General features: G+C 62.5%; 17 protein-coding genes. 8 read left to right on the top strand and 9 right to left on the bottom strand.

Annotated elements, in window-relative coordinates; all coding sequences use genetic code 11:
* Nucleotides 1-280 precede the first annotated feature (280 nt).
* Nucleotides 281-1,492: an MFS transporter gene (locus tag ACL0K2_RS04635; protein WP_413043906.1), complete on the top strand. Its 1,212-nt coding sequence runs from the start codon at nt 281-283 to the stop codon at nt 1,490-1,492.
* An 89-nt stretch (nt 1,493-1,581) separates the two neighbouring features.
* Nucleotides 1,582-3,255, top strand: coding sequence for a protein kinase domain-containing protein (locus ACL0K2_RS04640; protein WP_413043907.1), 1,674 nt, complete (start codon nt 1,582-1,584; stop codon nt 3,253-3,255).
* A 25-nt stretch (nt 3,256-3,280) separates the two neighbouring features.
* Here the strand turns inward: ACL0K2_RS04640 and ACL0K2_RS04645 are convergent, their stop codons facing one another.
* On the bottom strand, nt 3,281-3,592 hold the full coding sequence (locus tag ACL0K2_RS04645) for a hypothetical protein (protein ID WP_045162468.1): 312 nt from the start codon (nt 3,590-3,592) through the stop codon (nt 3,281-3,283).
* Between the two features lie 483 nt (nt 3,593-4,075).
* Between ACL0K2_RS04645 and nirB the strand changes: the two genes are divergently transcribed.
* The 4 genes from nirB (at nt 4,076) to cobA (ending at nt 10,457) form a co-directional block, all read left to right on the top strand.
* On the top strand, nt 4,076-6,526 hold the full coding sequence (gene nirB / locus ACL0K2_RS04650; RefSeq protein WP_413043908.1) for a nitrite reductase large subunit NirB: 2,451 nt from the start codon (nt 4,076-4,078) through the stop codon (nt 6,524-6,526).
* Nucleotides 6,527-6,570: 44 nt separating this feature from the next.
* Nucleotides 6,571-6,897 carry a nitrite reductase small subunit NirD gene (nirD, locus tag ACL0K2_RS04655; protein ID WP_045162570.1) on the top strand — a complete coding sequence of 109 codons (327 nt, stop codon included), beginning with the start codon at nt 6,571-6,573 and terminating at the stop codon, nt 6,895-6,897.
* 23 nt (nt 6,898-6,920) lie between these two features.
* On the top strand, nt 6,921-9,647 hold the full coding sequence (locus ACL0K2_RS04660) for a molybdopterin-dependent oxidoreductase (RefSeq protein WP_413043909.1): 2,727 nt from the start codon (nt 6,921-6,923) through the stop codon (nt 9,645-9,647).
* 72 nt (nt 9,648-9,719) lie between these two features.
* Entirely contained in the window at nt 9,720-10,457 is a 738-nt protein-coding gene (cobA, locus tag ACL0K2_RS04665; protein WP_413043910.1) for a uroporphyrinogen-III C-methyltransferase, read from the top strand.
* 162 nt (nt 10,458-10,619) lie between these two features.
* Here the strand turns inward: cobA and ACL0K2_RS04670 are convergent, their stop codons facing one another.
* From ACL0K2_RS04670 to ACL0K2_RS04705, 8 genes are all read right to left on the bottom strand, one after another.
* Complete coding sequence (locus ACL0K2_RS04670) at nt 10,620-12,974, bottom strand: efflux RND transporter permease subunit (protein WP_045162472.1); 2,355 nt, start codon at nt 12,972-12,974, stop codon at nt 10,620-10,622.
* 12 nt (nt 12,975-12,986) lie between these two features.
* Nucleotides 12,987-14,078 carry a WD40/YVTN/BNR-like repeat-containing protein gene (locus tag ACL0K2_RS04675; RefSeq protein WP_413043911.1) on the bottom strand — a complete coding sequence of 364 codons (1,092 nt, stop codon included), beginning with the start codon at nt 14,076-14,078 and terminating at the stop codon, nt 12,987-12,989.
* Nucleotides 14,079-14,364: 286 nt separating this feature from the next.
* Nucleotides 14,365-17,022 (bottom strand): aminopeptidase N, encoded by a 2,658-nt coding sequence (pepN, locus tag ACL0K2_RS04680; RefSeq protein WP_413043912.1) that lies wholly within the window; start codon nt 17,020-17,022, stop codon nt 14,365-14,367.
* A gap of 103 nt (nt 17,023-17,125) precedes the next feature.
* Nucleotides 17,126-17,959: a DUF2797 domain-containing protein gene (locus tag ACL0K2_RS04685; RefSeq protein ID WP_413043913.1), complete on the bottom strand. Its 834-nt coding sequence runs from the start codon at nt 17,957-17,959 to the stop codon at nt 17,126-17,128.
* Entirely contained in the window at nt 17,959-18,234 is a 276-nt protein-coding gene (locus ACL0K2_RS04690; RefSeq protein WP_045162476.1) for a YeaC family protein, read from the bottom strand. Before ACL0K2_RS04690 ends, ACL0K2_RS04685 begins: the two co-directional genes overlap by 1 nt.
* 70 nt (nt 18,235-18,304) lie before the next feature.
* Nucleotides 18,305-19,180, bottom strand: coding sequence for a rhomboid family intramembrane serine protease (locus ACL0K2_RS04695; RefSeq protein WP_413043914.1), 876 nt, complete (start codon nt 19,178-19,180; stop codon nt 18,305-18,307).
* A complete protein-coding gene (locus ACL0K2_RS04700) occupies nt 19,181-20,140 on the bottom strand; it encodes a metallophosphoesterase (RefSeq protein WP_045162478.1) in 960 nt (319 codons plus the stop codon).
* Nucleotides 20,140-21,027, bottom strand: a complete 888-nt coding sequence (locus tag ACL0K2_RS04705) for an NAD(+) kinase (RefSeq protein ID WP_025242211.1) — start codon at nt 21,025-21,027, stop codon at nt 20,140-20,142. Before ACL0K2_RS04705 ends, ACL0K2_RS04700 begins: the two co-directional genes overlap by 1 nt.
* 206 nt (nt 21,028-21,233) lie before the next feature.
* Here ACL0K2_RS04705 and ACL0K2_RS04710 point away from each other — a divergent pair, with 206 nt between their 5' ends.
* Both ACL0K2_RS04710 and chrA read left to right on the top strand, forming a co-directional pair.
* Entirely contained in the window at nt 21,234-22,163 is a 930-nt protein-coding gene (locus ACL0K2_RS04710) for a DUF1853 family protein (protein WP_239610591.1), read from the top strand.
* A 93-nt stretch (nt 22,164-22,256) separates the two neighbouring features.
* Complete coding sequence (chrA, locus tag ACL0K2_RS04715; protein ID WP_413044440.1) at nt 22,257-23,462, top strand: chromate efflux transporter; 1,206 nt, start codon at nt 22,257-22,259, stop codon at nt 23,460-23,462.
* The last annotated feature ends 12 nt before the right edge of the window (nt 23,463-23,474 follow it).

The raw sequence follows: 23,474 nt of genomic DNA on the forward strand, positions 1-23,474 counted from the left end.
AAACCGACAGCTTCGGCTGTTGGCACAGCTTCTGCTTACTTCGAGACAGGTAGCCAAAGGCGGTTACTCACAGACATGACAAAGGCGTCGCGTTGCCCCGTCGAGACTGACGGCGGTTTCGCGGCGCTTTTTTTTTGCCCCAAGGACCGGGGCGCGAGCGGCAACGACTCAGCGGCTCGCAACAGTTTCACGCGGTCCCACACCGAATCCGGGTGGGGCCCATCGCATTCTCCGTCGCCCGTTTCAGCGCGTCGGTTGCCCTTGTCTAGTGAGGTGTTCGATGAATACGAGTTTCTGGAAATCCGGCCATACGCCGACGCTGCTCTGCGCCTTTCTCTACTTCGATTTGAGTTTCATGGTCTGGTACGTGCTCGGTCCGCTGGGCGTGCAGATCGCGGCAGATCTCGGCCTGACCACCCAACAGCGTGCCTTCATGGTAGCTACGCCGATCCTCTCCGGTGCCGTTCTACGTCTCGTGCTAGGCATGCTGGCCGACCGCACCTCGCCGAAGGCGGCCGGGCTGTTCGGGCAGATCGTGGTGATCGTCGCGTTGTTCGTTGCCTGGCTCAATGGCATCCACAGCTATGAGCAGGCTTTGCTGCTGGGGCTCTTCCTCGGCATGGCCGGCGCCTCCTTCGCCGTCGCGCTGCCGCTGGCCTCGCAGTGGTATCCGCCGCAGCACCAGGGCAAGGCCATGGGCATCGCCGGTGCAGGCAACTCAGGTACCGTTTTCGCGGCACTGTTCGCACCGGTGCTGGCGACGATGGTTGGCTGGAGCAACGTATTCGGCCTGGCGCTGATTCCGCTGGTGCTGGTGCTGATCATCTTCGCCACTCAGGCCAAGAACGCACCGAACCGTCCTGCGCCGAAATCCTTCGCCGACTATATGAAAGCGCTCGGGGACCGCGACAGCTGGTGGTTCATGTTTTTCTACAGCGTGACATTCGGCGGCTTCCTTGGCCTGGCCAGCACCCTGCCCGGCTACTTCCACGACCAATACGCCTTCGATCCGGTCAAGGCCGGCTATTACACCGCCGCCTGCGTGTTCGCCGGCAGCATGCTGCGCCCGCTGGGTGGTGCACTGGCCGATCGCATCGGCGGCATCCGCTCGCTGCTGCTGATGTATACGGTTGCGGCTGTCTGCCTGTTCGTCGTGGGCTTCAACTTGCCGAGCTCGACAGCTGCACTGGCGCTATTCGTGGTCGCGATGCTCAGCCTCGGCGCGGGTAATGGTGCGGTGTTTCAGCTGGTGCCGCAGCGCTTCAACAAGGAAATCGGCGTGATGACCGGGCTGATCGGCATGGCGGGCGGCATCGGAGGCTTCCTGCTCACTGCAGGACTGGGCGCCGTCAAGCAGGCCACGGGTGACTATCAGATGGGCCTCTGGTTGTTCGCCAGCCTGGGTGCGCTGGCCTGGTTTGGCCTCTATGGCGTCAAGCGTCGCTGGAGAACCACCTGGGGCTCTGCCGCGATGACGGTCGCACGGGTCTGATTTCAGACTGGCGATCAGTAGGCGGGCCTCACAGGGCCTGCCGATGTCGTTCATCCACCTACCCGCGCGCCATCCGGAGTGATGCCTTCATGCCCTTGCAGTTTTCGTTCGGCGAAGCCACTGCCACCGGACCACGCCAAGAGAACCAGGACGCACTGCGCATCGTCACACCCACACCGGGTCTGGCCGCAAGCAAAGGCGCACTGTTCGCCATTGCCGATGGCGTCAGCCAGTGTGCCGATGGCGGCCTAGCGGCACGGGCCACCTTGCAGGCGCTGGCGACGGACTACTACGCCACGCCGGAAACCTGGACCGTCGCTCAATCGCTCGATCGGTTGTTGGTCGCCCACAATCGCTGGCTGCAGGCCAACGGTGGCGGGCAGCCGCTGCTAACGACATTGACCGCACTGGTGCTGCGCGGCCGTCGTTTCACCCTCGCTCATGTGGGCGACTGCCGCGCCTACCGCTGGCTCGACGGTGAGCTGCAACGGTTGAGCGAAGACCATGTCTGGGAACAGCCGAACATGCAGCACGTGCTCAAGCGTTCCATGGGGCTGGATCAGCATCTGGTAGTGGACTACCTCGACGGCGAACTGCGTCTCGGCGAAACCCTCATGCTGCTCACCGACGGCATCTGGGCCAGCATCGCCGAGAGCGATCTACGGAACATCCTCGGTGCCGAGCCTAATCTATCCAACGCAGCCAAGGCACTGGTCAACCTCGCTCACCAGAGCGGCAGCCAGGACAATGCCAGCGCATTGCTGCTACGGGTCGACGAGCTGCCTGAAGCAGCGCTGGCCGACTCACTCGCGCAACTGGCGGACTGGCCCCTGCCGCCAAAGCTGAGACCGGGGCAGCTGTTCGAAGGCTGGACCGTCGAGGCGCTGTTGGCCGAGTCGCGGCAATCGCTGGTCTATCGGGTCAGCGATCAACAGGGTCACCCCTGGATTCTCAAGACGCTGCCACCCAGCCGCGATGACGAACCGGACGCCGGCCCTGCGCTGCTGCAGGAAGAGTGGTTTCTGCGCCGCGTCGCCGGACGACACTTTCCCGAAACACACGGCCTGCCGCAACGCCAGCACCTGTACTACGTGCAGCGCGAATACAGCGGCCAGACCCTCGCTCAGCAGTTCGGCCAACAGGGCCCAATGGCGCTACCCGACTGGTTGCAACTGGCGCCACGCCTGATCCGTGCGCTGGGGATGCTGCATCGGCGCAATATCCTGCATCGCGACATCAAGCCGGAAAACCTTCATTTGAGTGAAGACGGCGAGCTGCGTATGCTGGATTTCGGCCTGGCCTATTGTCCGGGTCTGTCGCAGGACCTGCCGCATAGCCTGCCGGGTACGCCGAGCTATATCGCTCCGGAGGCCTTCGCCGGCGTCGCGCCGAGCCGAGAACAAGATCTTTACGCCGCCGGGGTAACCCTCTACCACCTGCTCACCGGCCACTATCCCTACGGCGAGGTGGAAGCCTTCCAACGCCCGCGCTTTGGCATCCCGGTCCCGGCCAGTCGCTATCGCCCCGACCTGCCCCAGTGGCTGGATGACATGCTCAAGCGCGCCGTTGCAATGGAGCCCGCGCAGCGATTCGAAACGGCCGAAGAATGGCTGCTGACCTTGGAACAGGGCGAACGCCTGACCGGTAGCGCGCCTGCACTGCCGTTGCTCGAACGAGAGCCCTTGAAGGTCTGGCGCGGCCTCGCCCTGCTCTCGCTGCTGGTCAACCTGATCTTGCTGGTCTGGCTGGGCAAAGGCGGTTAGCAGGCAGACTGATTGGCAAGCCCGATCAGCGTCGAACGATCAAGCCTTGGCGCGCAACACGTGTCAGCTCGTGCACGCATTCATCGAGGCGCTCGCGGCTGGGTGCCTGAATCACGGCCAGATCGAAACTGTCCGCGGCGAAATGCGCCAGCGACTCATCGGCACCGGTGAACTGCACGAGAAACGCACGCGGCTTGCCCCAGCGCTTGGGCCAGCCGTCCAGGTAACGCAGCAGCGAGGGTTGGTGGCTACCGCCAAGGAGGATTTTCGGGTTGCTGCGAACCAGCCCACTGGTGATCGGGGCCAGGCGTAGAGGAGCGCGTTGCAGTGCATTCATCGGGGATTTCCCGCCTCGAGGATTCCGCTGGGCAGCGGTGGGAGGCGACACCGAACCAGCGCTTTAGCGGTATTTCGAAGCCTTCGGCTCCAGGCGCCCCGCAAGTAGCTGACTAAATCGGCGCATGGGCGAAACAATAAAAAGCGACACGGCTGCTGTCAACGGCCAATTGCTCTTCCCCGATGGGTTCAGCTGCACCAGGGCTGCGCGGTGCGCATCATATGGGTGCAGGAATCATCCGGATCGGGCCCTGACACCCCGTCCAAACGCCTGAAAACCAAGGACGTACGGGCTTGGCACAGGCCCTGCATTGTCAGGTTCAACATCAAGCCGGGCCTTCAACGTAGAGGGCCGGGCTCCGAATACGGAAGACAAGGACAAAGGCGTCCTCACTGGGTAACCAGTGGGACGCCTTTTCGTTGTTGGATTTTCAACGGCATGGCCAGACGGCGATCAGCCCCCCGGCCCGGCGCGGAGAACAGCATGAAAAAACTCAAACTGGTGATGATCGGCAACGGCATGGCCGGGGTCCGCACCCTGGAAGAACTGCTCAAGCTCGCCCCCGACCTTTACGACATCACCGTGTTCGGTGCCGAGCCCCACCCCAACTACAACCGCATCCTGCTCTCACCGGTGTTGGCCGGTGAGCAGACCTTCGAGGAGATCGTGCTCAACGACCTCGATTGGTACGCCGAACACAACATCCGCCTGATGCTCAACCGCAAGGTGGTACAGATCGACCGCGCCAAGCGCCGCGTCATCGCCGAAGACGGCAGCGAGGCCGAATACGACCGACTGCTCATTGCGACCGGATCCAACCCCTTCATCCTGCCGATCCCCGGCAATCAGCTCGACGGGGTGATCGGCTACCGCGACATCGCCGACACCCAGGCGATGATGGACGCTGCCAAGACCCACAAGCATGCCGTGGTCATCGGTGGCGGCCTACTGGGCCTGGAAGCGGCCAATGGCCTGAAGTTGCGCGGCATGAAGGTGACCGTGGTGCACATCGGCGAGTGGCCGATGGAACGTCAGCTCGACAAGACCGCCGGAACCCTGCTGCAGCAGGCGCTCGAGAGTCGTGGCCTCGACTTCAAGATGCAAAAGCAGACCGCCGAGCTGATCGGCAACCAGCAGGGCCGGGTCCGCGCCGTGCGCTTCGCCGATAGTGAAATCATCGAGGCAGATCTGGTGGTGATGGCCGCCGGTATCCGCCCCAACAGCGAACTGGCGGAAAAAGCCGGCATTCCTTGCAACCGCGGCATCCTGGTCAACGACACCTTGCAAACCTACGACCCCCGCGTATACGCCGTTGGCGAGTGCGCCAACCATCGTGGCACCGCCTACGGGTTGGTGGCCCCGCTGTTCGAACAGGCCAAGGTCTGCGCCAACCACCTGGCGATGCTCGGCTTTTCCCGCTATCTCGGCTCGGTGACCTCGACCAAGCTCAAGGTCACCGGCATCGACCTGTTTTCCGCCGGCGACTTCATTGGCGGCGAAGGCACGGAAACCATCACCCTCTCCGACCCCATCGGCGGCGTGTACAAGAAGCTGGTGATCAAGGACGACATCCTCGTCGGCGCCTGCCTTTACGGCGACACGGCCGATGGCGGCTGGTACTTCCGTCAGGTTCGTGAAAATCACAACGTGGCGCAGATTCGCGACCACCTGATGTTTGGCGAGGGCGCCATCGGTGACACCGGCCACCAGGGTCAGAACAAGGCCATGGCGATGCCCGACAGCATGGAGGTCTGCGGCTGCAACGGCGTGTGCAAAGGCACCATCGTCAAGGCGATCCAGGAACATGGTTTGTTTTCCGTCGATGACGTGAAGAAGCACACCAAGGCCGCCAGCTCCTGCGGCTCCTGTGCCGGGCTGGTCGAGCAGATCCTGATGAACACCGTCGGTGGTGCGGCGGACGTCAAACCTAAAAGCGAGAAGGCCATCTGTGGCTGCAGCGACCTCAACCATGGTCAGGTGCGCAAGGCCATCCGCGACCATCACCTGCTGACCGTTCCGGACGCCATGGCGTTCATGGACTGGCACACGCCCAACGGCTGCGCGACCTGCCGGCCCGCGCTGAACTACTACCTGATCTCCACCTGGCCAGGCGAGGCCAAGGACGATCCACAGTCGCGTTTCATCAACGAGCGCGCCCACGCGAACATCCAGAAGGACGGCACCTACTCCGTGGTTCCGAGGATGTTCGGCGGCGTGACCAATGCCGCCGAGCTGCGCCGCATCGCCGACGTCGCCGACAAATATCAGGTGCCGATGGTAAAGGTCACCGGCGGCCAGCGCATCGACCTGCTGGGGATCAAGAAGGATGATCTGCCGAACGTCTGGAAGGACCTGGACATGCCCGACGGCCACGCCTATGGGAAATCCATCCGTACCGTGAAGACCTGCGTCGGGCAGGAGTTCTGCCGCTTCGGCACACAGAACTCGACGCAACTGGGCATTGAACTGGAAAAAGCCTTGTTCGGCATGTACTCGCCGCACAAAGTCAAGCTCGCCGTCTCCGCCTGCCCGCGCAACTGCGCCGAATCCGGCATCAAGGACGTCGGCATCATCGGCGTGGATTCCGGCTGGGAGCTGTACATCGGTGGCAACGGTGGCATCAAGACCGAGGCCGGGGAGTTCTTCGTCAAGGTCAAGACGACCGAGGAAGTCGCCGAATACAGCTTCGCTTTCCTCCAGCTGTACCGTGAAGAAGCCTTCTACCTCGAGCGCACCGTGCACTACATGCAGCGCGTGGGCCTCGATTACATCAAGAAGATCGTTCTGGAAGACGAAGCCCGGCGCAAGGCCCTGAGTCAGCGCCTGATGTACTCGCTGAGCTTCGAGGGTGACGGCTGGAAGAAGGCCATCGCCGAGCAGTCGCTGAAAAAGGAATACGAAACGATCCAGCTCAAATCGATCGCGCCTGCCTGAAACCCATGCTCGACCGAAACCGCCTGCCATTCGAGGAAATCACCATGACCTGGTTCGACATCTGTTCCCTGGACGAGATCAACCCGCTCGGCGCACGCATCGTCGCCGGCCCCAAAGGTGACATCGCGGTGTTCCGCACCGCCGATGACCAGGTATTCGCTCTGGACGACCGCTGCCCGCACAAGGGAGGTCCGCTGTCGCAGGGCATCGTCTTCGGCAAGCAGGTCGCCTGCCCGCTACACAACTGGCAGATCAACCTGGACAGCGGCGAAGCCGTGGCACCCGACGTGGGTTGCGCACACCGCCATGAAGTCCGCGTCGAGAACGGCCGCGTGCTGCTTTCGCTGAATAGCGCAACTGAGTGCGCCTGACTGCAGCGCTAGCGAGCCCATCCATGAACGAATTGCCAGGAGACGACGCCATGCGCCAGACAACCGCCTCGACCTGCTGCTACTGCGGCGTGGGCTGCGGGGTACTGATCGAGCACGACGGCGAGCGCATCCTCGATGTCGCCGGCGACCCGAGCCACCCGGCCAACTTCGGCAAGCTGTGCAGCAAAGGCTCGACCCTGCACCTGACCGGCGATCTTGACGCCCGCGCGTTGTATCCCGAGCTGCGCCTGGGCAAGGGGCTGGCACGTGCCCGCACCGACTGGGACACCGCCCTGGACCACGCCGCCACCGTATTCGCCGAGACCATCGCCGAACACGGCCCCGACAGCGTCGCCTTCTACATCTCCGGCCAGCTGCTGACCGAGGACTACTACGCGTTCAACAAGCTCGCCCGCGCGCTGGTCGGCACCCATAACATCGACTCCAACTCCCGCCTGTGCATGTCTTCGGCAGTGGTCGGCTACAAACGCAGCCTCGGCGCCGACGCCCCCCCCTGCAGCTACGAGGACATCGAGCAGAGCGACTGCGTGCTGATCGTTGGTAGCAACATGGCCTACGCCCACCCGGTATTGTTTCGCCGCCTGGAAGAGGCCAAGGCGAAGCGGCCGGACATGAAGGTCATCGTCGTCGACCCTCGCCGCACCGACACCTGCGAGCTGGCCGATTTGCACCTCGGCATTCTGCCGGGGACGGATGTCGCCTTGTTCCACGGCATTCTGCATCTGCTGCTGTGGGAAGGTTGGATCGACCGGGACTTCATTGATGCGCACACCGACGGCTTCGATGAGCTGAAGACCCTGGCGCGTGACTACAACCCATCGATGGTCGCGGACCTGTGCGGCATCAGCGTGAACGAACTGCAAAGCTGCGCGCGGTTGATCGGCAATGCGCCGAGCTTCCTGTCGCTCTGGTGCATGGGCGTGAACCAGTCGAGTTCAGGCAGTACCAAGAACAGCGCCCTGATCAATCTGCATCTGGCCACCGGACAGATCGGCCGCACCGGCGCCGGGCCCTTCTCGCTCACCGGCCAGCCCAACGCCATGGGCGGCCGCGAAACCGGCAGCTTGTCCAATCTGCTGCCCGGCCACCGCGAAGCCGGCAACCCGGCGCATCGTGCCGAAGTGGCGGCTTACTGGGGTGTCGACAGGCTGCCCGAAACCACCGGACTGTCCGCCATCGAATTGTTCGACGCCGTGCACAGCGGGCGGATCAAGGCGCTGTGGATCGCCTGCACCAACCCAGCTCAGTCCATGCCGGACCAGAAGAAGATCCACGAAGCACTGGCCGCTTGCCCCTTCGTCGTGGTTCAGGAAGCCTTCTTCACCACCGAGACCTGTCGCTACGCGGACTTGCTGTTGCCCGCCGCCAGCTGGGGCGAGAAGGAAGGCACGGTGACCAACTCCGAGCGCCGCGTCAGCCATGTGCGTGCGGCCATTCCTGCGCCTGGTGAGGCCCGTGCCGACTGGTCGATCACCTGCGACTTTGCCCGTCGGCTGGAAAAGATGATGCGCCCCGATCAGCCGGGCTTGTTCGACTTCGACAGCCCTGCCGCGCTGTTCGAAGAATACAAACTGCTGACCCGGGGTCGCGATCTGGACCTCTCCGGGCTCAGCCACGCACTGATCGACCAACTCGGCCCGCAACAGTGGCCCTTCCCTGCCGGCAGCACGCAAGGTACGCCGCGGCTCTACGGCGACGGTGTGTTTCCGACCGCAAATGGCCGGGCACGCTTTCTCGCCGAGCATTACCAGGCCCCGCAGGAAAAGCGCGAAGCGCGCTTTCCGCTGATCCTCAACACGGGCCGTCTGCGCGACCACTGGCACGGCATGAGCCGCACCGGCACCGCCGCGCGGTTATTCGGTCATGTGGAAGAAGCGGTCCTTGGCATGAACGCCGACGACATGCGCCGCCGTCGTCTGCTCGACGGTCAGCTGGTCCGTGTCCGTGGCCGTCGCGGTCAACTGGTGCTGCCAGTGCAGAAAGACGACAACCTGCGGGTCGGGCAGGCGTTCCTGCCCATGCACTGGGGCGATCGCTTTCTCAAGGGATTGGGCGTGAATGTCATTACCCTGCCCGCCTTCGACCCGCTGTCGAAACAACCCGAACTCAAGCACGCCGGAGTCGAAGTGGAGACGGTCGAGCTGCCCTGGCAATTCTTCGCCCTGGTGGAAGGCACGGTGCAGCGGCGCTTCGAAGCCCTGCGTCCGTTGTTCGACGGTTTTGCGTACGCCAGCTTCAGCCTGGCCGGCCGTGAGCGTCCGGCGTTGGTGGTCCGAGCAGCCTGCATCGAGGCGCCCAGCGCCGAGCTGCTGGCGCGATTCGATCAGCTGCTGGGGCTCGACAACGGGCCTGTGGTGGCCTACGACGATCCGCGGCGCGCGGTCGGCAAGCGGGTCAGGATCGAGGAGGGCCGCATCGTAGCCCTGAGTCTTTCCGGTGAGACGGCCGCGCGCCACTGGCTGAAAAACCTCTGGCAGGACGGCAAGGCCGATGCCGCCCTGCGCCGCTGGATGCTAGCGCCGTTGAACACTTCCCCAGGTGGGAGCGAGTTCAAGGCTGGCAAAACGCTGTGCAACTGCATGAACGTCAGTCAGGAGGCGATCTGTGCCGGCATCGACCGGGGGCTCGATCTCAATGGTTTGAAGAAGGAACTGGGCTGCGGCACCAGCTGCGGCTCCTGCGTACCGGAAATCAAGCGACTGCTGGTGAAACAGCCAGCGGTGGCTTGAACGGTAAGAGAGCAGAACCGGTGATGCACAACGCATTACCGACACGACCACAGCAGCACGAGAGGTGGAAGCATGAGCGCAAAAGTCTGGCTGGTGGGCGCAGGTCCTGGTGACCCGGAACTCCTGACGCTCAAGGCCGTGCGCGCCATGGGCGAGGCGCAGGTGGTGCTGATCGACGATCTGGTCAATCCTGCCGTGCTCGAACATTGCCCGAGCGCACGGGTGATTTCAGTGGGCAAGCGCGGCGGCTGCCGCTCGACGCCTCAGGCCTTCATTCACCGGCTGATGCTGCGCTACGCCCGTCAGGGGAAATGCGTGGTACGCCTGAAAGGCGGCGATCCGTGCATCTTCGGCCGCGGCGGCGAAGAGGCCGAATGGCTGGCCCAGCGCGGCATAGAAGTCGAAATGGTCAATGGCATCACCGCCGGGCTGGCGGGCGCCACCCAGTGCGGGATATCCCTGACGCAGCGCGGTATTGCTCGCGGCGTGACGCTGATCACCGCACACACGCTCGACGGCAGCAGCCCCGAATGGCATGCACTGGCGAAGACCGGCACGACGCTGGTCGTCTACATGGGCGTGAGCAGCTTGCAGCAGGTACAGACCGGTCTGATCGAGGGCGGGCTGCCGGCGAGTACACCGGTGGCCATGATCGAAAACGCCTCCCTGCCACAGCAGCGCGAATGCCGCTCGGACCTGGGTGCGATGTGCACCGACGCGACCCGCTTCATGCTCAAGAGCCCGGCAATCCTGGTCATCGGCGACGTGGCGGCGCAGGCCGTAACCCAGATACTGAGCCAGACAGCCTAAGCCCTGCCACCTTCACGAAGAGCGAGAGGGCCGCTCGCCACGCGCCCGCATCAATGATCGCTCCCCCCCGCTTTTGAGGGCGAGCATCCATCAGTGCCCCTTTCTCCCAGTCATAAAAGAACCGCGACCCTAGGGCCGCGGTTCTTATTTGCCGCTTGAGCATCACGCCTTGTGCCGCAGCTTCTCCGGCTTGATCAGGAAGCGTGCCAGTGCCGGCAGCAGCCAGATCGCGCCGACCATGTTCCAGAGGAACATGAAGGTCAGCATCAGGCCCATGTCGGCCTGGAACTTGATTGCCGAGAAGACCCAGGTGAACACGCCGATCGCCAGGCAGATGCCGGTGAAAATCACCGCCTTGCCGGTGGATTTCAGGGTTTGGTAGTAGGCTTCCTGCAGCGTCATGCCCTGACGCAGGTAGGACTCCAGACGGCTGTAGATGTAGATGCCATAGTCGACACCGATACCCACGCCCAAGGCGATCACCGGCAGCGTCGCTACCTTCACGCCGATTCCCATGAACGCCATCAAGGCGTTGCCGAGGATGGAGGTCAGCACCAACGGCAGGATCACGCAGAGTGTCGCCGCCACGGAGCGGAAGGTCAGCAGGCACATGAAACTTACCGCGGCATACACCGCAATCAGCATGGTGGTTTCAGATGCGGCAATGACCTCGTTGGTGGCCGCCTCGATACCAGCGTTACCGGCGGCAAGAACGAACTCCAGCCCTTCGCGGTTGTTTTCCTCGGCGAATTCCCGTGCTGCGGAGACCACGTGTTCCAGCGTTTCGGCCTTGTGATCGTTGAGGAACACCAGGACCGGAGCCAACGAGCAGTCGCTGTTGTACATGCCTTCGGCGCGGGCGATGGAGCTGTTGAGGACGAACTGGTTACGCGACAGCGTTTCCCACTTCAGGCTGCCCTCGTTCATGCCCTTGATGCTCTGCCGCGCCACGGTGACCATCGAAACCGCCGATTGCACGCCTTCGGTGTTTTCCATTTTCCACATCAGCTCGTCCATGGCGGCGAGCGTGTCGTAATGGGCACAGCCTTCAGGGGCGGTCTTGACCATCACCACCAGCACGTCGGAGCTGGTGGAGTAGTTGCGGATCACGAAATCGTTATCGAGGTTGTAGCGAGAGTCCGGATGCAGCTCCGGGGCGCCCTGATCGAGATCGCCGATCTTCAGGTTCTGGCCGTACCAAAGGCCGCCACCGACCGCCAGCAAGGCGATGACGATGGAAATCGGCGCAACCACTGGATTGGCGAAGTTCGACAGCAAGCGCCAGAACGGATGGTTTCGAGCCGCTTCCTCGCGGGCCTGCTTGACCGCGCGCCGGCTGATGCCCATGTAGGAGATCGCTACCGGCAGCAGGATCAGGTTGGTCAGGATGATCACCGCCACGCCCAGCGACGCGCCGATGGCCAGCTCTCGGATCACCCCGATATCGATCAGCAGCAGCGTAACGAAGCCGACCGCGTCGGATGCCAGCGCCACCATGCCGGGGATGAACAGTTGGCGGAACGCCATGCGCGCGGCGGACAGCGGATCATCGGTTTCGCCGGACGCCATGGCGATACCGTTGATCTTCTGCACCCCGTGGGAAATACCGATCGCAAAGACCAGGAACGGCACCAGCATCGAGTACGGATCGAGGCCGAAACCGAGCGTGTGAAGCAGGCCGAGCTGCCAGATCACCGCGATCAGGGTGGTGACCACCACCGCAATGGTGCTTTTGAAGCAGCGGGTAAACCACAGCAGCAGAGCCAGGGTGATGCCGATGGCGACGAAGAAGAACAGGGCAACACCGACCAGACCATCGATCAGATCGCCGACCTTTTTGGCGAAACCGATGATGTGGATCTCGACGTTCGGGTTTTGCGCCTCGTACTTGTCGCGAATCTTCTCTTCCAGCTCATGGGAGAACTTCTGGTAGTCGAGCTTGATCAGCTTGCTGCGGTCATCCGGGTCCGAATAGGACTCCATCAGCGGCACATCAATGATGCTGGATTTGAAGTCGTTCGCCACCAGGCGGCCGATCTGGCCGGATTTGAGGATGTTGCTGCGCAGATCGCCAAGACTCTGTGGCGACCCGTCATAGGTCTGTGGGATCACCTCACCGCCGGCGAAGCCCTGCTCTGTCACCTCGGTCCAGCGGACGCTCGGACTCCACAGCGACTTCATGTTGGAGCGGTCGACACCTTGAATGTAGAACACCTCGTCATGGATCTGACGCAGCGTTTCCATGTATTCCTTGGAGAAGATGTCGCCATCCTTCGCCGCGACGGAAATCCGCACCGTGTTGCCCAGGTTGGCCAGGTCATCGCGATGCTGGAGCATGTTCTGAATGTAGGGATGCCCCAGCGGGATCATCTTTTCGAAACTGGTCGAAGGACGAACCTGGGCAGCCTGGTAGAACAGGAACACGCTGACCAACAGGCAGATAAGGATCACTGCCGGTCGATTGTTGAAGATCAGGCGCTCGAGGAAAGAGGCCGGTTTCTGTTGATGCTTGGTCATGGTGGCTCCGGCTTATTGTTGTTTTACGGGCAGGTTCGCGCCGCTCGGCGAAACGACCCTGACGCCGCTCTGCCCGACGAGGACCAGGTTGCCATCCGGGTTGGCGACGACGCCTGACAGCGAGCGCCGATCCGGCCGACTGAATAGCTTGAAACTCTGCCCTTTGTCCTCGCTGCTGAGCACGGTGCCGCCATGGCCTACCACCACGATGCGCCCATCGGGTAGCAGATTGCCGTCCGCGAGCCCCGACTCGATCGGCTCGCCGCCGTCGAGCAACTCGATCGGCTGCCAGCTGTCACCGAAATCGGTGGAGCGGAACAGGTGCCCGCGCAGGCCGAATGCCACGACCACGCCAGGCTCGCCGCCAGCGACCACGCCGAAGAAGGAACCTTGATAAGGCGATTCGACACGCTCCCAGGTTTCGCCCGCATCAGTGGAACGGAACATGCCGCCCATTTCGCCGACGATGAATAGACCGGAGCCAGGAATTTCTGCGATGGCGTTGAGGTGCGTGCCGTCCTCGTTATCGAGGCGGTCGGCGACGTCTTCCCAGTTCTGGCCACCGTCGGTGGTTTCCAGCAGCACGCCGTATGCGCCGGTCGCGAAGCCGTGTTGCGGGCTTTCGAACCAGACGTCGAGCAGCGGCACCTCGCCTTCACGGTTTTCGTACTGCCGCGTCCAGGTCTCGCCGCCGTCACTGGTCGCCAGAATCAACGCGTCATGGCCGACCGCCCAGCCCTGTTTGTCATCGGCGAAATACACGGCAGTGAGCAGTTGACGGGTGGGCACCTTGGCCTGCGACCAAGTGGCGCCTCCGTCATCGGAATAAAGGATGTGCCCCCGGTCCCCTGCAGCCACCAAACGCGAGCCGGCATAGGCAATATCAAGAAGAAGTGAGGATGCGGCTTTTTGCGATTCGATCGCATAGCGAGTGCCGGGCTCCGTGGCGCTTTGTGCATGAGCCGGTGCAGCGATCAGTACCAGAGTGGAGAGCACAACACTGTAGAGCGAGAGTGTTCTCACCAGCGACGAGCTGAACATCGGCTTGCGAAGTGCTTCTGTCGCACGGCCGAACTGGGTGCGCCACATGACGGGCTCACTCATACATACCCCCTTTATTCTTATTAGGTAAGGCCTGATTTGATATCAGGCTGGGCCATGCTATAGGGCTTTCGAAAGCGCCGGCAATTGTCTGGACGTTATGTTTTGTTAAGCCGGGCTGATTGATGTTGTCCGATAGGCATGCCTTATGGCACGGGGCTTCGCCGCGCGACGCGTTCCGCTTCGAAGAAGGGTTTCACGACTTCGAAAACGACAATCCCGCGACGATGCGCGGGATTGTCGTTTCGGGTCATCTCATTTCGTTGGCCCGGCTCACGCGGTCAGTGCGTCAAGCAAGGCTCTTGCTGACCACCTCGTAGACATCGCTGGACAATTCGCCCGAGGCTAGAATGCGCTCCAGTTCGGCCTTCATCAGGCCTTGGCGACTGGCATCGTACTTGCGCCAGCGGGTCAGCGGCGCAAGAAGGCGCGAGGCGATTTGCGGATTGAGGGTGTTCAGCACGATGACCTGATCGGCGAGGAAGTGATAGCCGGCACCGTCCTCTCGATGGAAGTTGACCAGGTTCTGGTTGGCGAAAGCCCCGATCAGCGCACGAACCTTGTTCGGGTTCTTCAGCGTGAACGCCGGATGTTGCATCAGCTGCTGGACGCGCTCCAGGCCGCCCGGCTGGGTGTTGCCGGCCTGCACGCTGAACCACTGATCCATCACCAGCGGGTTATCCTTGAAGTGCTCGGCGAAGGCTTCCAGCGCCTTGTCGCGCTCGGCAGCGAAATCGGAATTGACTAACACCGCCAATGCGGTCAGACGCTCGGTCATGTTGTCCGCCTGGTCGAACTGTTCGACACAGGCGGCGACCACCTCGGGCTTGCGGCTGAGCATCAGGTAGGACAGCGCGATGTTCTGCAGCGCGCGACGGGCGAAGTGGCCAGCCTCGGCCACGTAAGGCGTCTGCCGAGAGACCTCACGATTGGCTTGATAACGCTTCCAGAGCAGATCGAACAACGCGGTGGCGATGCGCTCTCGGGCGAACTCACGCGCCGCATGGATGGCATCGACATCGGCCACTTCGCTGATCTCGGTGAGGTAGGCTTCACTGGGCAGCGAGAGCATTTCGGCAACCATGGCGGGATCGAGTGACTCGTCCTGCAGCAGGCTGCGCAGCGCCTCGACCAGACGCTGATCCAGGTGCAGCGCTTCGCCGCGCTGGTGCTGACCGATCATCTCCTGCAGTACCTGCACGGACAGCTGCTGCCCCGCCTCCCAGCGGTTGAACCCGTCGGAATCGTGCTGCATGAGGAACATCAGCTGATCACGGCTGTAGGGGAACTCCAGCTTCACCGGTGCCGAGAAACCGCGGAGCAACGAGGGCAGCGGCTGCTCGGGAACGTCGACGAATGTGAAACTCTGCTCGGGCTGGTCGACCGCGAGCACGCGGGTGGTCCCAGCCGCCGCACTTTCGCCCTGCAGGCGTAGCGCAATTTCCGCGCCTTGGCTATCGAGCAGGCCCAGCGAAACCGGAATCACGAACGCCAGCTTCTCGCTCTGCCCCGGTGTTGGCGGACAGCTCTGACGGAAGGTCAGCGTATAGCTCTTGTTGGCGTCATCGTATTGCTCGCTGACCGCCAGACGCGGTGTGCCTGCCTGGCTGTACCAGCGCTTGAACTGCGTCAGATCGGCGCCGTTGGCGTCTTCCATGGCTTTGACGAAATCATCGACGGTAACGGCCTGGCCGTCATGCCGCTCGAAGTAGAGGTCGCTGCCCTTGCGAAAGCCCTCCTCGCCCAGCAGTGTCTGAATCATGCGCACCACTTCGGCGCCCTTCTCATAGACGGTCAGGGTATAGAAGTTGGAGATCTCGATGAAGGACTCCGGGCGCACCGAGTGGGCCATCGGGCCGGCATCCTCGGCGAACTGGTGCGTACGCAAGTAGGAGACGTCTTCGACGCGCTTGACGGTCGGCGAATTCATGTCGGCGCTGAATTGCGAATCACGGAAAACCGTGAAGCCTTCCTTCAGCGACAGCTGAAACCAGTCGCGACAGGTGACGCGGTTGCCCGACCAGTTGTGGAAATATTCATGGGCGACGATCGCTTCTACCCGCTGGTGAGCGGCGTCGGTAGCGGTTTCGGCACGCGCCAGCACGGCGCTGGAGTTGAAGATGTTGAGGCCCTTGTTCTCCATCGCACCCATGTTGAAGTCGTTGACCGCAACGATCATGAAGATGTCCAGGTCGTACTCGCGACCGTAGGCCTCTTCGTCCCACCTCATCGACTTCTTCAGGCTGTCCATGGCGTGCTGGCACTTGTCGATGTTCTCAGGCTCGACATAGATGCGCAGCGCCACGTCGCGCCCGCTCATGGTGGTGAAGCTGTCCTCGACGCACCAAAGATCGCCGGCCACCAGGGCGAACAGGTAGGCAGGCTTTTTGAACGGATCTTCCCAGGTCACCCAATGACGACCATCATCCTCTTCTCCACTGGCGAGCGGGTTACCGTTGGACAGCAGGATTGGATAGGCCTGTTTCTCGGCGCTGACCGTGGTGGTGAACTTGCTCATCACGTCCGGACGGTCGAGGTAATAGGTGATCTTGCGGAACCCCTCGGCCTCGCACTGGGTGCAGAACATGCTGCCGGATTTGTAGAGGCCTTCCAGCGCGGTATTGCTCTCGGGGTGGATTACCACGCTGCTGTCGAGGGTGAAGCTGGCCGCGTCAGGTTGCAGCGTCAGGCACTCCCCAGCCACCTCGTAATCGCCAAGGCCAAGTGGCCGGTCATTGATCGACAGTGAGAGCAGCTCCAGATCCTGGCCGTGCAGCTCGAGCCGCGGCAGCCCAGCGCCCGCATCCGGGTTGCGGCGCATTACCAGTTGCGCATGGACCAGGGTACGGTCCTCGTAGAGCTCGAAGGTCAAATGGGTTTCATCGATCAGGTACTCAGGCGCCTGGTAATCCTTGAGATGAATGACTTTCGGTTGTTCGGTGCGCATTGGGTTGGCCTCTTCGAGGCAGCTTCAAGCTGCGAGCTTGAAGCTGCGAGTGAATGGTTCGTTTGGTGAATCGATGAAGCTGAATCCACCTACAAGCTTGGGTTTACGGCGTGCAGCTTGCGGCCACCTGGTAAGCGGTGAACTTGCGAATGTTGATCACGCCTGTGTCGAGGATCAGGTATTGACCCTTGATACCGCGCAGGGTGCCTTCTACGACGGGGGTCTTTTCCAAGTCTAGACTGACAATCTTGGTGGGATAGGCCTCGACGGGGTAGCGGATTTCCAGCACCTCGGCATCCGCCATTGGCTGGATCGCTTGCAGTCCATAACGCTGCTGCAGATCTCGCAGGCCATCGGCACAGGCATCGAAGATCCGCTCGCGAATCTCCATCAGGTCGATGGGCTCGGCATCGCCCTTGAGCAGCGCGCGCCAGTTGGTGCGATCGGCCACCTGGCTGCGCAATAGGTCTTCGACCATGCCGGACTGCTGTCGGGTCGCGACGCGCATGATCGGCAGCGCCTGGCTCGCGCCCTGGTCAAGCCAGCGCGTCGGCAATTGCGTGGCGCGGGTGATGCCCACCTTGATGCCCGACGAGTTGGCGAGGTACACCACATGGTCGGTCATGCAGAAATCCATGCCCCACTGCGGATCGCGGCAGGTGCCGAAGTCGTGGTGGCATTTTTCCGGGCTCATGATGCAGATGTCGCACTGCGGCAGCTTCTTGAAGCAGGGATAGCAATACCCCTGGCTGAAGCTCTTGTTGGTCTTGCGTCCACAATGGCTGCAATGAATGGCGCCGAGATATTCCAGCCGCAGGGTCTTGCCGATCAGCGGGTTGACCGGCACCCGGTGTTCATCGAGACGGAACGAGTACTGCGCCGGCGCGCCGAGCTGAACCGACATCTTGCTCAGGGCGCCGCGTCCGAGTTCAAGCATCAGTGTCGCGTTCCAGAAGCCGGGGCGAACAGACTGGTGTCGATCGGCGCCTTGTTCTTGCTCTTGGAGGCGCACTCCTGGCCACCCATGTAGCCGGTGCGCTGCTCTTCGGGGAGGTTCTTCATTTCCCAGGCGATCATCGCGCCGAGACAGGTTTCCTTCTGCTCGGGCGTCAGCTTGCGGCCGTCGCTCCACTTGCCCAGCTCGACGGCGGTTTTGAGGTTTTCGTAGATTTCGGGGGTAATGTTTTCGATGGCTTCGATAAAGGACGACATGGCCGGCTCCCGGAGAACAAGCGGACATTCTACCGAGCGCCGCCGCTTTAGGGAAAACCCGATCAGCCTTTCAGTTGCGCCGGCCCGCCGCCCTGCGACGCGATAGCAGCCCACCGAGGAAACCGGTCAGGCAGCCGGCGGCCAGCCCACCGACATGGGCCGCGTTGGCGATCGCCAGCGCGCCAAAACTGAGCACATCGACCACGCCGCTCAGACACACCACCAGCCAGATCAACATCAGCACCACCACACCGGGTGGCAGTCGGTAGGCCTCGCCCGGCGACAGTTTCTGAAACAACCAGCAATGCCCCAGCAATCCATAGAGCACACCGGAGAGCCCGCCGAAAATGCCGGGACCGCCAAACGTATATTGCGACAGGCTGGAGACAACGCCGAACAGTAGGGTCAACCCCAACAGCATCAATGCACCCTGTCGATATTCGATACGCCGCCCGAGCTCCCAGTACCACATGGAATTCATCGCCAGATGTAGAAAGCCAAAGTGCACGAAGATCGGCGTGATCAGCCGCCACCATTGACCTTCGGCCAGGGTCTGTTCGAGGGTGGCGAAATAGGCGTATTCGCCGTCGATGCGAAAATCGCTGAAGCTGAACCAGCGGATGGTCTCGAAATTCTCGCCCAGCATGGTGGTGGCCGCCGCAAACAACGTCAGCAGTAACATCATCGCTGTCAGCGGGCTACGCCGTAGGCTGGCGAAGAACCCACCTCCTCGCCGCGGCGGCTGCTCGGCGACGACCGTTCCATCCCCTTGCGGATAGCGCTGATAGAGCTCACGGACCTGCTCAGCCGTTTCTGCCGGCACCCTCAGCACCTGTTCGCCCGCCTCTTCCGAGACCCGGCAGGGCACCTGCAGACGCCGCAGCAATGCGATGAAGCCACTCAGATCTTCCGACAACGGCAGACGCAACGCCTCTACGACGATCATTCAGCGCTCCACATTCACCCAGACGAACTTCGCTGGGTCGAGTCGGGTTTCATCGTCTAGTCGGTAGGCTACCAGCTTGCCGTATTTCACCGCGCTGTAATCCAGGCAAGCCAGGTTATGCCGTATGGGAGCGGGTTCGCCGCTACGCCAGTAATGCCCAACGAACAACAGCGGCTCGTCGGGACCGTACAGGAACAGGCGGCTCTTCTGGCTTTCGCTGAGCGGCAGGCGCGCCGCCTTCTCCGGCAGGCCGTCGGGCTGAAACACGATATCGCCGTAAGTCTTTGGGTTCTCTTCCCAGAATTTGGTGCGGAAGAAACTGCGGGTAAAACCCTCGGCGCTGGTCAGCGTCAGACCTTCCGGCAGTGGCATATCGGTGCCACGCAGCAGACGATCCAGCGCCTTGGCGGCAAACCCATCAGCAAAGGCAGCGTCACGCAGAAACTCGGGATCGACCCGTCCTTGCTGCAGGCGCTGGCGCAACTGGCCGATCACCGTGTTATCCCAGCAGGCGTGAACCACACGGAAGCGCTCACACTGAAGAAATAGCGGCAGCTCCATGAGCCATTCGCGAAACGCCCGCCATTCCTCCGGATAATCCTCGAACTGCTGAAAGGTCTGCTGCAGCAGCATCTCATAGCGGGGCGAATGTTCGCGGACGAAGGTCTTGCCGCTCTCCGGCGGGGCCGGTGTGTACCACCCCAGCGCATTGAACTCGTGATTGCCCATGATGCAGTGGGCCTGCCCCGCCTCGACCATGTCGTGCACCAGGTGCAGCGCCTCACGGATGCGCGGGCCGCGGTCGATGATGTCGCCAAGGAAGATCACTTGCCGCCGCGGGTGCTGCCAGATGCCCCCGTGCCGGCTGTAACCGAGCTGCTCGAGCAGACGCTCCAGAGTATGGGCGCAACCGTGCACGTCCCCGATGAGGTCGTAGCTGCGCTCCGGATCGACAATCACTATTCCCCTCCACCAAGGCGACTGCCCCAGCCAAGCTTGGTACGGCACACCTCGTAATAGTTGTGGTCAAGCGGGTGAATCAGGTGCAGCTTCTGCGGCTTCTTGCGCACGGTGACGGTATCGCCTGGCGCACAGGTGAAATGGTTCTGGCCGTCACACGATACTTGCGGATAGATCTGCATGTTCGGTGAGACCACGATTTTCAGCTCGCTGTTGCCATCCACCACAATCGGGCGGCTGGACAAGGTGTGCGGATACATCGGCACGATGACGATGGCATCCAGACGCGGATGCATGATCGGCCCGCCGGCGGACAGCGAATAAGCCGTAGAGCCGGTCGGCGTGGCGACGATCAGCCCGTCGGCTTTTTGGCTACAGACGAACTGGCCGTCGATGTACAGTTCGAACTCGATCATCCGCGTCGACTTGCCGGGATGCAGCACCACATCATTGAGCGCGTCACCCTCGCCGATGGACTCTTCGAAGCGCCGCACTTGGGCCTCGAGCAGGAAGCGGTTCTCCAGGGTGTACTGCCCACTAAGCACTTCGGCGACCTTTTCTTCCAGATCGTCGGGACGAATATCGGTGAGGAAACCCAGGCTGCCACGGTTGATTCCCAGCACCGGAACACGATGCCTGGCCATCGCCCGTGCAGCACCGAGCAGGCTGCCATCACCTCCGACCACGATGACCAGGTCACAGGACTCGCCCAGCCTCTGCCGCGACGAGGTCTGCATGCCATGGCCCGGCAGCACCTCGGCGATGTTCTCCTCGAGAATGACATGCAGATGGCGCTCTACGAGGAACCGCTTCAGCCGGCGAATGGTATCCAGCACCTGGGAACTGCCCAGGCGGCCGATGATGCCGATATTGCGGAACTGATCCATTGAAGCTCCCTGATAGGCGTGGCTGGTAACGGGCGGGCGTGCATCGGGGCGCAGGCCGGCCGAAGCGTAACAGGCACTAGATTGGTGTCGCGCGGGCGCGATTGAGTTCAACGCCGCGCGCTGCCCGGAATCCCGTTGCGACGCGGCGCAGGGATTATGGGCGAAAGCTCGAAGTGGCAGCAAACCATCCCGGCTATGCTTGTTGCATGAGCCCGTCTTATCTTGCTGAATTGATGCCCCGATTGCTGCATCCTCAGGTGCGGGATCTCGCGTGGGTGCTGATGTCGCCTCCCCTGCTGAGCGATACGCCGGCCCCGCAGCGACACCCGTTCGCAGCCAGTCGCTGGGCCTCTCACCCCGGCGAGCTTGCCGACTGGCTGCTGTCGCACGACGGCCAGCCGACTGTGCTCGAGGCGTGGCTGGCACAACACAGCATCCGCCGGTTGGGCCTGTATTACGAGCGCCTCTGGCAGTTCGCGCTGGGTCAGGCGCCGGACGTCGAGCTGCTGGTGGCCAATCTGCCGATCCGCCAGGGAGGTCATACGCTGGGCGAACTGGATCTGATCCTGCACGACGCCGAAGGCGTCCATCATGTCGAGTTGGCGGTGAAGTTCTACCTGGGCCTGGAAGCAGGTGACCGCCGTCGGCACGATCACTGGCTAGGGCCCGGCAGCCATGACCGACTGGACATCAAACTTCAAAGACTCTGCGAGCATCAGCTGCAACTCTCGTCGAGCGCAGCTGCGAAGGCGCTTCTCGCCGAGTTGACCTGCAGCGAAATCGACAGTGCCCTCTGGCTTGGCGGTTATCTGTTTCAGCCGTGGTCGTCCGGGTGCGAGCCACCGGCCGGGGCCCATCCGCTGCATCTCGATGGACATTGGCTACGGCAGCGCGATTGGGTGAACGCGACAGTGGCCGATGGCGCGACACGCTGGCAGCCGCTGCGCCGTCAGGCCTGGTTGGCACCGGCACAGCTGGACGGCAGCCAGTCTTGGTCAGCCGAGGAAATCGAGCGCTGGATAGCCGAAGTCAACGGCAAGCAGGCGAGGCTCATGGCACGCCTTGAGCAGGATACGGACGGCCGCTGGGTCGAGCGCGAGCGCCTGTTCGTGGTACCCGATAGCTGGCCGGGATGATTGACGCGGCGTTGCCGCCAACCTGTCATCCGTCTATCGCATACTGCCAGGCCAGCCGACGTGTCCACGCCAACAGCAGAAGCTTCCATGTCCATTACCTCAGACCACCGACAGCGTTCGACCGCCTGGGCGATATTTTTGGTGTTCCTGCGCCTGGGGCTGACCTCGTTTGGCGGTCCGGTCGCCCATCTCGGCTACTTCCGCGAAGAATTCGTCAACCGCCGCCACTGGCTGGATGAGGCGCGGTATGCCGATCTGGTCGCGCTCTGCCAGTTTCTCCCCGGCCCCGCCAGCAGCCAGGTCGGTATCGCCATCGGCCTGTTGCGTGGCGGTTACCGCGGCTCGCTCGCCGCCTGGGCCGGCTTTACCCTGCCCTCGGCGATTGCGCTGACACTGTTCGCCCTCGGCATCGCCAACTGGGGCGATGCCGTTCCGGAAGGGTTCCTGCATGGCCTGAAAATCGTCGCGGTAGCGGTCGTGGCTCAGGCAGTCTGGGGCATGGCGCGGACCCTGTGTACCGATGGCGCGCGCAGGATCGTCGCGCTGCTGGCGGCCTGCGCGGTATTGGTCCTACCCAACGCCTGGGCACAACTCGGCGTCATCGCGCTGGCAGGCGTGTTTGGATTGTTGGTGTTTCGCCCGGCGATGCAAGCCCCTTCGACTCCATTGCATTTCTATGCGGGTCGCTCAGCAGCCAGCCTGTTTCTACTGGCATTCTTCGCCCTGCTAATCGTGCTGCCCGTTCTGGCACTCGCCTCGACCAACCAATGGCTGGCATTGCTCGATACCTTCTATCGCACCGGCGCGCTGGTGTTCGGCGGTGGTCATGTGGTGCTTCCACTGCTACAGGCCGAGGTCGTTCCCAACGGCTGGGTCAGCAACGACACCTTTCTCGCGGGCTACGGAGCCGCCCAAGCAGTACCGGGGCCGCTGTTCACCTTTTCCGCCTTTCTCGGTGGATCGATGAACGAGGGAGGCACCCGTCTGGTGAGCGCAGGTTTATGCCTCGTCGCGGTATTCATTCCTTCGTTTCTGCTGGTATTCGGTGTGATCCCTTTTTGGGATCGGCTGCGCGCCAATCGCCAAGTACAGGCGGCGTTGGTTGGGGTGAACGCGGCGGTGGTCGGCCTGCTGCTGGCGGCACTGTACAACCCGGTCTGGACCAACGCGATATTCGGCCCTGGCGACTTTACCCTGGCGCTGATCGCCCTGGTCGCCCTGATGGTCTGGAAGCTGCCCCCCTGGGTGGTGGTGCTGGCCGGTGGCATTGCCGGCTGGGTGGTTGCCGCGCTGTTCTAATGGGCGGCAAGC

The organism is Pseudomonas sp. YJ42 (assembly GCF_047225135.1).
Lineage (GTDB): Bacteria > Pseudomonadota > Gammaproteobacteria > Pseudomonadales > Pseudomonadaceae > Stutzerimonas > Stutzerimonas stutzeri_E.